The sequence below is a fragment of the Bacillus sp. 007/AIA-02/001 genome (genome assembly GCF_004634455.1).
GTDB lineage: Bacteria > Bacillota > Bacilli > Bacillales > Bacillaceae_G > Bacillus_A > Bacillus_A cereus.
In genome coordinates, this window is record NZ_SEIY01000024.1 from 46,230 (window position 1) to 58,720 (window position 12,491).

The following is a 12,491-nucleotide window of genomic DNA, read 5'->3' on the forward strand; positions in this document are numbered from 1 at the left end:
ACTCCGTAATCTTTAAGGAGGTTCGAGACATGAAAGTAAGACCGTCAGTTAAACCAATCTGCGAAAAATGTAAAGTTATTCGTAGACGTGGAAAAGTAATGGTTATTTGTGAAAACCCTAAACATAAACAAAAACAAGGTTAATCAGAAGGAGGTGCATTCGTAATGGCACGTATCGCAGGTGTAGATATTCCTCGAGACAAACGCGTTGTTATTTCTTTAACTTACGTATTCGGCATTGGTCGCACAACTGCTGAAAAAATTCTTGCTGAAGCAGGTATTTCTGAAGAAACACGAGTTCGTGATTTAACGGAAGACGAATTAGGACGTATCCGTGATATCATCGATCGTATTAAAGTTGAGGGAGACCTTCGTCGTGAAGTATCTCTTAACATCAAACGTCTAATGGAGATCGGTTCTTACCGTGGTCTTCGTCACCGTCGTGGTTTACCAGTTCGTGGTCAAAACTCTAAAAACAATGCTCGTACACGTAAAGGTCCACGTCGTACAGTAGCAAATAAAAAGAAATAATAAGTAAAGGAGGTTGAACTAACAATGGCACGTAAAACAAACACTCGTAAAAAACGTGTGAAAAAGAATATTGAAGCTGGTATAGCTCATATTCGTTCTACTTTCAACAACACAATCGTAACACTTACAGATACTCACGGTAACGCACTTTCTTGGTCTAGTGCTGGTGCACTTGGTTTCCGTGGATCTCGTAAATCTACTCCATTCGCTGCGCAAATGGCTGCTGAAACTGCTGCTAAAGCTGCAATGGAACACGGTTTAAAAACTTTAGAGGTTACTGTTAAAGGTCCTGGTGCTGGTCGTGAAGCTGCAATTCGTGCTCTTCAAGCTGCAGGTCTAGAAGTAACAGCAATTAGAGATGTTACTCCAGTTCCTCATAATGGATGTCGTCCACCAAAACGTCGTCGTGTGTAATTTTTCTGTATAGAATTTTCCCTTTTGTCTATAATGGATATGATGCATTATCGAGAAATTTCGTACAGAAACATCGCTTGTTGTGCACAATCGGGAACTGCCTAAGGGGGACTTTCGGTTAGACAGGGGTTATACCTTTGTTTAACCGGGGTTTCGACGTTTTGAAGGAGGGTTTAGTTAATGATTGAAATCGAAAAGCCGAAAATCGAAACGGTTGAACTTAACGAAGATGCTAAATATGGTAAATTCGTAATTGAACCGCTTGAGCGTGGATATGGTACTACTTTGGGTAACTCCTTACGTCGTATTCTTTTATCCTCACTCCCTGGTGCCGCTGTTACTGCTATCCAAATCGATGGCGTATTACATGAATTTTCAACAGTTGAGGGCGTAGTAGAAGACGTTACGACGATCATCTTAAACTTGAAAAAGTTAGCTCTTAAAATCTACTCTGAAGAAGAGAAGACGTTGGAAATTGATGTACAGGGCGAAGGTATTGTCACAGCTGCTGATATTACTCACGATAGTGATGTAGAAATCTTAAATCCAGATTTACACATTGCAACGTTAGCAAAAGATGCGCATTTCCGCGTGCGTTTAACTGCAAAGCGTGGCCGTGGGTATACGCCAGCTGATGCAAATAAAAGCGAAGATCAACCAATAGGAGTAATTCCTATTGATTCTATTTATACTCCAGTATCACGTGTGACTTACCAAGTGGAAAAGACACGTGTCGGACAAGTGGCTAATTATGATAAGCTTACGCTTGATGTATGGACGGATGGAAGCATCGGGCCAAAAGAAGCTATCTCTTTAGGTGCCAAAATCTTAACTGAGCATTTAAATATCTTTGTTGGTTTAACTGATGAAGCACAAAATGCTGAGATTATGGTCGAGAAGGAAGAAGATCAAAAAGAGAAAGTTCTTGAGATGACTATCGAAGAACTAGACCTTTCTGTTCGTTCTTATAATTGCCTAAAACGTGCAGGAATTAATACTGTACAAGAGCTTGCGAACAAAACAGAAGAAGATATGATGAAAGTTCGTAACTTAGGACGTAAATCCTTAGAAGAAGTTAAACATAAACTTGAGGAATTAGGTTTAGGTTTACGTAAAGACGACTGAGGATTTAAACCCATCAACAAAGGAGGGAACTACGAATGGCATACAGAAAATTAGGCCGTACAAGTGCGCAACGTAAAGCTATGTTACGTGATTTAGCTACTGATTTAATTATCAACGAGCGCATCCAAACGACAGAAACTCGTGCAAAAGAACTTCGTTCTGTAGTGGAAAAAATGATCACTTTAGGTAAACGCGGAGATCTTCATGCTCGTCGTCAAGCAGCAGCTTTCATTCGCAATGAAGTAGCTAACGCTGAGACTGGTCAAGATGCACTTCAAAAACTATTCGCTGATGTAGCTCCACGCTATGCTGAGCGCCAAGGCGGATACACTCGTATTGCAAAAATTGGTCCACGTCGCGGAGACGCAGCACCAATGGTAATTATCGAGTTAGTATAATGATAATTAAAAGGGCAGGACAGTTCTTTTCAAGAAACTGGTCATGGCCCTTTTTTTTAAATATAAAAATAGGCTAACTGTGCGAAGGAAAGGGTGCCTTCTATTGAAAAAAGAGAAACTTCGGATAGAAAATATATCATTTCAATATCCTGGGGCAGCCACTTATGCATTAAAAGATGTTTCATTTTCCTTATATGAGGGAGAATGGGTATCTATTATTGGACAAAACGGTTCAGGAAAGTCTACACTTGCAAAATTATTGAATGGTTTGTTTTTGCCAGAAGCAGGGACTATTACAGTAAATGATACAATGGTTTTATCAGAGGAAACGGTATGGGATGTTCGAAAACAAATTGGAATGGTATTTCAAAATCCAGATAATCAATTTGTTGGAACAACAGTGCAAGATGATGTTGTATTTGGCTTAGAGAATATCGGAATGCCAAGAGAACAAATGATTGAAAGATTAGAACAGGCCTTGCGACTTGTCCGTATGGAAGATTTTCTTAATGATGAGCCTCATTCCTTATCTGGTGGGCAAAAGCAGCGAGTGGCAATAGCAGGCGTTTTAGCACTTCAACCATCTATTTTAATATTAGATGAAGCAACGTCAATGTTAGACCCTCAAGGGAGACGTGAAGTAGTAGAAACGGTTAGACAACTTGTTACTCAAAAAGGTATTACCGTGTTATCGATTACGCACGATTTAGAAGAAGCGGCACAGTCAGATCGTGTCATTATTTTAAATAAGGGAGAAATATTAGAGGAAGGGACTCCAGAAAAAATTTTCAAATCCTCTCATATGCTCCAAGAAATTGGCTTAGATGTACCGTTTTCAGTGAAAATAGCAGAATTATTAAAAAGAAATGAAATTCTCTTGCAAAATACGCATCTTACAATGGAAAGCTTGGTGAACGAACTTTGGAGATTACATTCCAAAAAGTAGAGCATCGTTATCAATATAAAACTCCATTTGAAAGACGCGCACTTTATGATGTAGATGTGTCGTTTCCAAGTGGGGGCTATTATGCCATTATTGGTCATACTGGTTCAGGTAAGTCAACGATGATTCAACATTTAAATGGTTTATTGCAGCCGACAAATGGTACAGTTCAAATTGGTGAACATTTGATTTCGGCAGGAAAGAAAGAAAAAAAGTTAAAGCCACTACGTAAAAAAGTAGGGGTTGTCTTTCAATTCCCAGAACATCAGTTGTTTGAAGAGACTGTGGAGAAAGATATTTGTTTCGGCCCTACTAATTTTGGAGTATCTGTAGACGAAGCAAGGCAAAAGGCTAGAAAGGCAATTGAACTTGTAGGGCTAGAACCGGAACTGTTAACACGTTCTCCATTCGAATTAAGTGGTGGACAAATGAGACGTGTTGCTATAGCGGGTGTACTGGCGATGGAACCTGAAGTGCTTGTATTAGATGAACCTACAGCAGGACTAGATCCAAAAGGGCAGAACGAACTTATGGAGATGTTTTATAAGCTGCACAAGGAAAAGGGGCTTACAGTTATCCTTGTAACGCATAATATGGAGGATGCTGCTCAGTATGCGGAGCAGATTGTAGTTATGCATAAAGGAACGGTCTTTTTGCAAGGAAGTGCAGAGGAAGTATTTTCACATGCCGATGAACTAGAGAAAATTGGTGTGGATCTTCCTATGTCATTAAAGTATAAACGTGCAATTGAAGAGAAGTTTGGTATTTCAATTCCAAAGGCTACCTTATCTTTAGAGGATCTTACTCATGAAGTTGTGCAGGTGTTACGAAAAGGTGGTCATGAATCATGCAGCAGTTGATTATTGGGAGATATATCCCGGGGAATTCACTTATTCATCAACTTGATCCACGTACGAAGCTGCTGATTGTCTTTTTATATGTATTTGTTGTTTTCTTAGCAAATAATGCGATTTCATATGGATTTTTATTTTTATATGCACTCATTGCTTTATTTTTTGCAAAAGTGCCGATTCGTTATGTACTTTCGGGCTTAAAACCAATTTTATGGATTTTTCTTTTTACATTTTTCCTGCATATTTTTACAAATAAGGAGGGGGATGTACTATTCCAGCTTGGTTGGTTTTCGATATATGAAAAAGGATTAGAGCAAGGGATATACATTTCTGTACGATTCTTCGTTATTATTTTAATGACGACATTATTAACGTTAACGACGACACCTATTGAAATTACAGATGGTTTGGAGACGTTATTAAAGCCGTTGAAGCGTATAAAGGTTCCTGTTCATGAAATCGCATTAATGATGTCAATTTCTCTTCGTTTTATCCCGACATTAATGGATGAAACGAGTAAAATAATGAAAGCACAAGCGTCACGTGGTATTGATTTTGCCGGGGGACCGATAAAAGATAGAATGAAAGCTATTATTTCACTGCTCGTTCCTCTGTTTATCAGTGCTTTTAAGCGTGCAGAGGACTTAGCCATTGCGATGGAAGCTCGTGGATATCAAAGTGGTGAAGGACGTACTAAATTTAGGCAACTACGCTGGAAAACAAGCGATACAGTAACGATTGTCAGCTTATTTTGTTTAGCTTGTATTTTGGCATGGGTGCGATCGTAATGGAGAATAGAGAAATGGATAGAATAAAATGTACGGTTGCATATGATGGCATGCATTTTTGTGGTTATCAAATTCAGCCGAACCATCGTACTGTTCAACAGGAGATAGAAAAAGCATTGCAGAAATTGCATAAGGGAGAACTTGTTCGTGTTCAGGCATCTGGTAGAACAGATTCTACAGTTCATGCAAAAGGACAAGTAATACACTTTGATACTCCTTTGTCTCTTGAAGAGTGGCAATGGATTAATGCTTTAAACACAATGTTGCCAGATGATATTGTTATTAGGCAAGTAGAGAAAAAAACAGAAGAATTTCATGCACGTTACGGTGTTGAGAAAAAAGAATATCGTTATCGTGTATTATTATCAAAGACTGCGGATGTATTCCGTAGAAATTACGTATATCAATATCCATATCCGCTCGAAATCAACTCTATAAGAAAAGCAATTCCTTATTTTATTGGAACACATGATTTCACTTCTTTTTGTTCGGCAAAAACTGACAAAAAAGATAAAGTGCGAACAATTTATGAAATCGAGTTAATTGAACAAAATGATGAAATAATTTTTCGTTTTGTAGGTAATGGATTTTTATATAATATGGTCAGAATTATTGTTGGTACGTTACTTAGCGTAGGGCAAGGAAAGCTTGATCCTGATAGCATTCCAGAGATTTTAGCGAAACAAAATCGTCAGTTTGCTGGAAAGATGGCTCCAGGTCATGGGCTTTACTTATGGGAGGTAAACTATAACAACTAATCCTGGTGTAACATTTGCTTGACATTAGAAACTCAAAAGTATATCATAACATATGGTATTGTTTCTAAAACCACGATTAGCCCCGGAAGGAAATCGTGTTTAAGATAAACAATAGATTTTTTCTATGGAAAAGATAACGAGGAGGGAAACACATGCGTACGACTTTTATGGCAAAAGCTAACGAAGTTGAGCGTAAATGGTATGTGGTTGATGCTGAAGGTCAAACTTTAGGTCGCCTTGCTAGTGAAGTAGCATCCATTTTACGTGGTAAAAACAAACCTACATTTACACCACACGTTGACACGGGTGATCATGTAATTATTATTAACGCTGAGAAAATTCATTTAACAGGTAATAAATTAAACGATAAAATTTACTACCGTCACACTAACCACCCAGGTGGACTTAAGCAAAGAACAGCTCTTGAAATGCGTACAAACTACCCTGTACAAATGTTAGAGCTTGCAATTAAAGGCATGCTTCCAAAAGGACGCTTAGGCCGTCAAGTTTCTAAGAAACTTAACGTGTATGCTGGAGCAGAGCATCCACACCAAGCACAAAAACCAGAAGTTTACGAACTTCGCGGATAATTAATTAAAGGAGGGCTTACTTTGGCACAGGTTCAATACTATGGCACTGGACGTCGTAAGAGTTCAGTAGCGCGCGTACGCCTAGTTCCAGGCGAAGGACGCGTTATCATTAACGGTCGTGATTTTGAAAACTATATCCCATTTGCTGCATTACGTGAAGTAGTGAAACAACCTCTAGTTGCAACAGAAACTTTAGGTAACTACGATGTACTTGTAAACGTAAATGGTGGTGGATACACTGGTCAAGCTGGTGCTATTCGTCACGGTATTTCTCGCGCTTTATTAAAAGCTGATCCAGAATACCGTCTAACACTAAAACGTGCAGGTCTATTAACTCGTGACGCACGTATGAAAGAGCGTAAAAAATACGGTCTTAAAGGCGCACGTCGTGCACCTCAGTTCTCAAAACGTTAATTTTTGCGAACTACAAACCCCAACCATCTTGGTTGGGGTTTTTTTATGTTTCATTCCTCTTTTGCAATTTTTATAGCTTGGAATATTTTAGTGCTACCGCCACGCGTATGCTTCTTCTTTAGAAGTTTAGACTAATACGTATTAGGGAGGTTTATAAGTACTATGAATGTCATTGTCAGCTTACAAGAAAAACAAAAAGAAAAGCAGTTAAAATACGAGCGGAAGATGTTGCGGGAATTATCATTAAAAACATTGCGTTCAAATATTCGTGATGCCTTTCAAATGCAAGAGCTTCATCGTCAGTATGAAGATTACTGTATTGAATTAGGGATAGAATCTTATTTATTAGGAGCGAGATACAGTAAATTTGGTTATTATGGTGAATCGATTTTTGATGTGAAATATAGAGCTTTAGAAGAAGAACAACAATTAACTGAAACGCTATTTCAATTTTTAACGAGTATGACTATGCGAGAAATAAAGTTGAAAGATGAGGAATTACTTTTTGAATCTTGTCAGCAGTTTATAGGATTGTGGTGGCAAGAAGGGTATGAAAAAGGTGAAAGAAGATATCGATTAAAGCTTCATTAAGACAAGCATAAACTTTCCTCTTGTCCCATATAAGTAATTAGAGGGACTAGCTGGAGGAGGAAAGGTATGAAGAGAATTCGAATTATCTCTTTTGCGCTCGCTGCGGTTGTATTGTTTTTTTTAGTTAAACAAGAATTTCAAATTACAAAATCGTGGCGAGCTTGGAATTTACCCTTATCAGGGAAAGTAATTGTATTAGATGCTGGGCATGGTGGACCAGATGGAGGGGCTGTTGGTGGAAAGGATATTATAGAAAAGGATATTACGCTTGAAATTACAAAAAAGGTACAAGACTATTTACAAGAACAAGGTGCACTAGTTATTTTAACGCGTGAGGGAGATTATGATTTAGCTAACAAAGATACAAAGTCATATAGTAGACGTAAAGCAGAGGATTTAAAAAAACGTGTAGAAATCATCAATAAACCTGATGTAGACTTTTTTGCAAGTATTCATTTAAATGCTTTAACTAGTAGTGGATCGAAAGGCGCACAAACGTTCTATTACCGCTCTTCGATTGAAAATGAACGTGCTGCAAAATTTATACAGGCTGAATTGAGAACAAGTTTAGAAAACACGAATCGTTCTGCTAAGACAATTTCGCATGTATATTTATTAAAGTATTCTAAAACACCAGGTGCTTTAATTGAAGCTGGCTTTTTATCGAATGTGAACGAAAGGTATATGTTAAATTCGGAGAAATATCAGCAAAAGGTAGCAGCTGCAATATACCGTGGTATATTACGTTATTTCACGGAAAAAGGAAATCCTCCAGAATAAGGAGGATTTTTTTGAGCTTCTCTCGTTAACGAAGTTTTCGGAAAATATGTTATACTGGAAATGTAAACGCATTTATTTCAAGGATAAGCAGAGATAAATTCAATTAACATTACGTTATTTTTCATACAGGGGGCTGGGCTAATTATGATAACGAAAGAGCAAGTGGTTGAAGCGTTAGAAGGGATTGTAGATCCGTTTTTACATAAAACATTAAAAGAAACAAGTGCAATTAAAGAGGTAACAGTCAAGCCAGAGAAGGAACATGTGAGTGTCAAAATTGCAATCGTAAAAACCGGTACAGCGGAACAAATGCAGTTGCAGTCTGGAATTGTAAAGTTAGTAAAAGAACTTGGGGCAGCAACAGTTGGACTTCGTTTTGCAGAATTTACAGAAGAGGAATTAGCTCAGTTTGCACCGGAACAAGAAGAAGAGCAAAGTGAATCTTTATTGTCACCTAATTCAAAAACAACATTCTTAGCAGTAGCGAGTGGAAAAGGTGGCGTGGGAAAATCAACTGTTTCCGTTAACCTTGCAGTTGCTTTAGCTCGTTTAGGAAAAAAAGTTGGTATTATTGATGCGGACATTTACGGTTTTAGTGTGCCAGACATGATGGGGATAGAAAAACGTCCTATCGTAAGAGGTGACAAGATAATTCCGGTGGAACGTTTAGGTGTAAAGGTAATCTCAATGGGCTTCTTTGTAGAGGATAATGCACCAGTTATTTGGAGAGGACCTATGCTTGGGAAAATGTTAAACCACTTCTTCACAGAAGTAGAATGGGGCGATTTAGATTATTTAGTACTAGATTTGCCACCAGGCACAGGTGATGTTGCGTTAGATGTGCACTCAATGTTGCCATCTTGCAAAGAGATTATTGTAACGACGCCTCATCCAACAGCTGCGTTTGTAGCAGCGCGTGCTGGAGCGATGGCATTGCGCACTGAACATAGTATTCTTGGTGTTGTTGAGAATATGGCATATTTTGAAAGTAAGGTAACTGGTGAGAAAGAATATGTATTTGGAAAAGGCGGGGGAGATAAGTTAGCTACCGAATTACAAACGAATGTTCTTGGTCGCATTCCGCTACAACAACCCGATTGGAATAAAGAAGACTTTGCTCCTTCAGTATATGAAGATACACATACAACGGGCATTATTTATAGTAAAATAGCTGAAACAGTAATTGATAGAACAGCTGTTACACAAAAATAAAGTGAAACTTTAATCAGTGGGGTTCACCTGTTACTGACAACAATAAGGCTTTTGTTGCTAGTAAACCTTTCGCTTAACTAGAGGGGGCCATTTCGTCTGTTAATAGCAAGATAAAGTAATAACGAGTGAACAATGTATAAATTGTCCACTCGTTATTATAGTTATTATTTTTTACTATTCTTCCTTCTTCCCGCCTTGAGAACCACCGTCACCGCCTGCTTCTTTCTTACCAGATCCGCCTTTTTCAGCTTTTTGCACACCTTTACTAATGATATCAATCATCTTGGCTTGGAAGAGTGGACTTTCAGCAGTTTCTGTTAGTACTTGTTGTAGATATTGACGGTATTCTTTACTCTTCATTGTTTGTAACATCATTTTTTCTACTTCAGGATTTTTCATAATTTCTATAACGCCTGCTTGATATTCAGGGTCTTTTAATAAGGTTTTCATTAATTGGGTTTGTTCTTTCCCCATACTTTTAGCGAACTTCGATGAGAACTCAGGATCTTTAAAGAGCTTTTCCCAGAATTGTTGCCCTTTATCGGATACCATGGCATCTTCAATCGTTTTCTTTACTACTGTTTCATCTAGTATGAGTGCTTGTTTCATTTTTTCATCAGTTAATACATCTTGAATAGCTTTCTTACCTTGATCTGTTTTTAAAATATCAACAATCATTTTCTTTGTTTGATCGTAATCTAGTTCGGATTTCGTTTCTTTTCCTTGTGCGCATGCTGCAAGTGCGATAAGTAGAAAAGAAGAAACGAAAATGAATAGCATCCGTTTCATAAGTTGGAACTCCTTTCAGCACAGTTCTCTCTTTTTAATATAAATATCTTTAAGGAATTTATACATGAACATGGCTAGCTTTTTGAAATTGTCATTGATACAATTTAATTAGAAATATAAGGATAATGGGGGATGTGTTGTGAATAGCCGCAAGTGGGTACGACTATTTTTAACGACGTTGTTTCTTGGTGGAATTAGCACAGTTATTATTGGTTTTGTTTTGGAGTGGGACAAGTACAATAATTTTTTTCAAAATTTCGACGGTAAGGAGATTTTAGCAGTATCTTTCTGGCTGATGGGTGTAGGATTTATTTTTAGTGTTATAAGTCAAATGGGATTCTTTGCATATTTAACAATCCACCGTTTTGGACTAGGGATGTTCCGCTCATCTTCTTTATGGAATGCAGTCCAGCTCTTCTTTATTGCATTCGTATTATTTGATTTTGTGTATTTAAGATCTGTACTTATTGCAAATGGGGAAGTCTCGTTAGGGAATAACATACTTGTTGCTGGAATATTATTTGTGTTTGGAGCAATTGTTGCTTATGTAAAAAGCAAAGAAACAAATAAAAAAGCATTTGTGCCAGCTCTGTTCTTTATGGTTGTTGTAACGATCCTTGAATGGGTACCAGCGCTTCGGATTAATGATACAGATTGGTTATATTTAATGGTTATACCGCTATTGTTATGTAACGCATATCAATTACTTGTATTACATCGTTTAATCGGAAAAACAAGTAAATCAGCTTAATAGAGAGATTTTATACACCAGCAGTTATAATGCTGGAAATGGTATGATTCAAAAAGCTCTACCACCTTCTTGAAAGGTAGTAGAGCTTTTTATGCGTGAAGAGTGGTAGGGAAGAAGCTACTTCACATCTTCACTTTTCGTACTTGTGTTGGAAATAAGTTGTGATACGGATATTTGCTCATATCCATCACTTTTTATTTTTTGCAGGAGCAGCGGTAAAGCTCTATTTGTTTGAAGGGCAGAATCGGATGCGTGTAATAAGACGATATCTCCACCTTTCAAATTATTAGAGACAGTGGAAACGATGTTATTTACACCTGGGTTTTTCCAATCGTTTGAATTATTACTCCAATGCACGACGGTGTATCCAAGTGATTCTGCGATTTTAAGGGTTGCTTTGTTAAATTCGCCACTAGGTGGACGTAACAGCTTGACTTGTTTTACACCAAGTTTCGTAAAAACATCTTGTGCTCGTAAAAGGTCTCGTCTTATTTCATTTGTCTCTAGAGAAGTGTAGGATGTGTAATTGTACCCCATACTACCGATTTCGTGTCCGTCTTTCATGATTCGCTCTACAATATCGGGGTGTCTTTCGGCCCATGCAGCAGAAAGGAAGAATGTTGCATTCTTAATTTCTCTTTCTTTAAGAGTATCTAGGATTGGAATTGCTTTTTTGTCTCCCCAACTAATATCAAACGTAAATGCAACTTGCTTTTTAGCGGTGTCTCCTTTGTAAATTACTTTAGGGCCTGTAGCAGTTGAAAAAGCAGATTCATGTGAATATGTTTTTAAAAAGAGTAGCCATGCTGTAAATAAGGACAGTATCACTATTAAGCTAATGTGTTTAAAATTTCTCTTACTCGTAATAAAAAAGAAAAACATAATATTACGCCCCTTTGTCCAATCCTTTTCAGTTACATATATGCTGTAAATATAAAAAAGAGAACAAAGGATTAATATCGTAAGTAGTGGATATAATGGATGATAGGATTGTGATAATTGAAAATGAGCGGAACGTTTATTGTTGCGTAAGGAATTATTGAGGTGATTGTTTGCTTGGGCTGATGTTGACAAAAGAAGAGAGAAAAGAAATGGAATACATATTGAAGAGAGAATTAGAGGAACTTTTATTTGATTTTGAAGATGAGCGTATTCATGAAGTTGTAAAAAAAGCCATGGAAGAAAGATATAAAATCATTTTCTGTTTATTCCGGAGAGTAGCTAACACAGAAGAATGTATTCGTTATGTAAGAAAAAGAATTTTTTATTAAAAAGTGTTGACGTTAATAGTTTGTATATGTTAAATTAATAACCGTCGCTGATGCGGAAACGCAGAAAACGACAAAAAGAAATTGAAAAACTTAGTTGACATCGAAAAACGAAAATGTTAACATAAGGAAGTCGCAAATGAGCGACCAAGTAGTTCTTTGAAAACTGAACGAAACAAACAACGTGAAACGTCAATTTTTATTTTAGATGCTAGACAAACTAACTTTATTGGAGAGTTTGATCCTGGCTCAGGATGAACGCTGGCGGCGTGCCTAATACATGCAA

The 12,491-nt window shown here is 37.4% G+C and carries 18 protein-coding genes and 1 rRNA gene; 17 read left to right on the plus strand and 2 right to left on the minus strand.

Annotated elements, in window-relative coordinates; translation table 11 throughout:
* Positions 1 to 29 precede the first annotated feature (29 nt).
* From rpmJ to ES895_RS26855, 14 genes are all read left to right on the plus strand, one after another.
* Entirely contained in the window at positions 30 to 143 is a 114-nt protein-coding gene (gene rpmJ / locus ES895_RS26790) for a 50S ribosomal protein L36 (protein WP_000868344.1), read from the plus strand.
* 21 nt (positions 144 to 164) lie between these two features.
* Entirely contained in the window at positions 165 to 530 is a 366-nt protein-coding gene (rpsM, locus tag ES895_RS26795) for a 30S ribosomal protein S13 (protein ID WP_000090788.1), read from the plus strand.
* Between the two features lie 24 nt (positions 531 to 554).
* Positions 555 to 944 carry a 30S ribosomal protein S11 gene (gene rpsK / locus ES895_RS26800; RefSeq protein ID WP_000101798.1) on the plus strand — a complete coding sequence of 130 codons (390 nt, stop codon included), beginning with the start codon at positions 555 to 557 and terminating at the stop codon, positions 942 to 944.
* 180 nt (positions 945 to 1,124) lie between these two features.
* Entirely contained in the window at positions 1,125 to 2,069 is a 945-nt protein-coding gene (locus ES895_RS26805) for a DNA-directed RNA polymerase subunit alpha (protein ID WP_000569643.1), read from the plus strand.
* A 35-nt stretch (positions 2,070 to 2,104) separates the two neighbouring features.
* Positions 2,105 to 2,467, plus strand: a complete 363-nt coding sequence (rplQ, locus tag ES895_RS26810; protein WP_000331490.1) for a 50S ribosomal protein L17 — start codon at positions 2,105 to 2,107, stop codon at positions 2,465 to 2,467.
* A 103-nt stretch (positions 2,468 to 2,570) separates the two neighbouring features.
* On the plus strand, positions 2,571 to 3,413 hold the full coding sequence (locus ES895_RS26815) for an energy-coupling factor ABC transporter ATP-binding protein (RefSeq protein WP_000711759.1): 843 nt from the start codon (positions 2,571 to 2,573) through the stop codon (positions 3,411 to 3,413).
* Positions 3,389 to 4,270 (plus strand): energy-coupling factor ABC transporter ATP-binding protein, encoded by an 882-nt coding sequence (locus tag ES895_RS26820; protein ID WP_000406535.1) that lies wholly within the window; start codon positions 3,389 to 3,391, stop codon positions 4,268 to 4,270. The genes ES895_RS26815 and ES895_RS26820 overlap by 25 nt, the downstream gene beginning before the upstream one ends.
* Positions 4,258 to 5,052 carry an energy-coupling factor transporter transmembrane component T family protein gene (locus tag ES895_RS26825; RefSeq protein ID WP_001186526.1) on the plus strand — a complete coding sequence of 265 codons (795 nt, stop codon included), beginning with the start codon at positions 4,258 to 4,260 and terminating at the stop codon, positions 5,050 to 5,052. Before ES895_RS26820 ends, ES895_RS26825 begins: the two co-directional genes overlap by 13 nt.
* A gap of 14 nt (positions 5,053 to 5,066) precedes the next feature.
* A complete protein-coding gene (gene truA, locus ES895_RS26830) occupies positions 5,067 to 5,810 on the plus strand; it encodes a tRNA pseudouridine(38-40) synthase TruA (protein WP_002098927.1) in 744 nt (247 codons plus the stop codon).
* Positions 5,811 to 5,962: 152 nt separating this feature from the next.
* Positions 5,963 to 6,400, plus strand: a complete 438-nt coding sequence (gene rplM, locus ES895_RS26835) for a 50S ribosomal protein L13 (RefSeq protein WP_001260793.1) — start codon at positions 5,963 to 5,965, stop codon at positions 6,398 to 6,400.
* Between the two features lie 21 nt (positions 6,401 to 6,421).
* Positions 6,422 to 6,814, plus strand: coding sequence for a 30S ribosomal protein S9 (gene rpsI, locus ES895_RS26840; RefSeq protein ID WP_000079986.1), 393 nt, complete (start codon positions 6,422 to 6,424; stop codon positions 6,812 to 6,814).
* 162 nt (positions 6,815 to 6,976) lie between these two features.
* On the plus strand, positions 6,977 to 7,405 hold the full coding sequence (locus ES895_RS26845; protein WP_001101007.1) for a DUF2521 family protein: 429 nt from the start codon (positions 6,977 to 6,979) through the stop codon (positions 7,403 to 7,405).
* Positions 7,406 to 7,471: 66 nt separating this feature from the next.
* Complete coding sequence (cwlD, locus tag ES895_RS26850; protein WP_000822439.1) at positions 7,472 to 8,185, plus strand: N-acetylmuramoyl-L-alanine amidase CwlD; 714 nt, start codon at positions 7,472 to 7,474, stop codon at positions 8,183 to 8,185.
* Positions 8,186 to 8,329: 144 nt separating this feature from the next.
* Positions 8,330 to 9,397: an Mrp/NBP35 family ATP-binding protein gene (locus ES895_RS26855; RefSeq protein ID WP_000628846.1), complete on the plus strand. Its 1,068-nt coding sequence runs from the start codon at positions 8,330 to 8,332 to the stop codon at positions 9,395 to 9,397.
* A gap of 174 nt (positions 9,398 to 9,571) precedes the next feature.
* Here the strand turns inward: ES895_RS26855 and gerD are convergent, their stop codons facing one another.
* Complete coding sequence (gene gerD, locus ES895_RS26860) at positions 9,572 to 10,186, minus strand: spore germination lipoprotein GerD (RefSeq protein WP_000827296.1); 615 nt, start codon at positions 10,184 to 10,186, stop codon at positions 9,572 to 9,574.
* 139 nt (positions 10,187 to 10,325) lie between these two features.
* Here gerD and kbaA point away from each other — a divergent pair, with 139 nt between their 5' ends.
* Complete coding sequence (gene kbaA, locus ES895_RS26865) at positions 10,326 to 10,937, plus strand: KinB signaling pathway activation protein KbaA (protein WP_135238771.1); 612 nt, start codon at positions 10,326 to 10,328, stop codon at positions 10,935 to 10,937.
* Between the two features lie 117 nt (positions 10,938 to 11,054).
* Here kbaA and pdaB read toward each other — a convergent pair whose 3' ends face one another.
* Positions 11,055 to 11,819, minus strand: a complete 765-nt coding sequence (pdaB, locus tag ES895_RS26870) for a polysaccharide deacetylase family sporulation protein PdaB (protein WP_000464705.1) — start codon at positions 11,817 to 11,819, stop codon at positions 11,055 to 11,057.
* 170 nt (positions 11,820 to 11,989) lie between these two features.
* Between pdaB and ES895_RS26875 the strand changes: the two genes are divergently transcribed.
* Both ES895_RS26875 and ES895_RS26880 read left to right on the plus strand, forming a co-directional pair.
* Positions 11,990 to 12,208 carry a hypothetical protein gene (locus ES895_RS26875; RefSeq protein ID WP_000901147.1) on the plus strand — a complete coding sequence of 73 codons (219 nt, stop codon included), beginning with the start codon at positions 11,990 to 11,992 and terminating at the stop codon, positions 12,206 to 12,208.
* 223 nt (positions 12,209 to 12,431) lie between these two features.
* Positions 12,432 to 12,491: ribosomal RNA gene (locus ES895_RS26880) — 16S ribosomal RNA — on the plus strand; the annotation flags it as partial.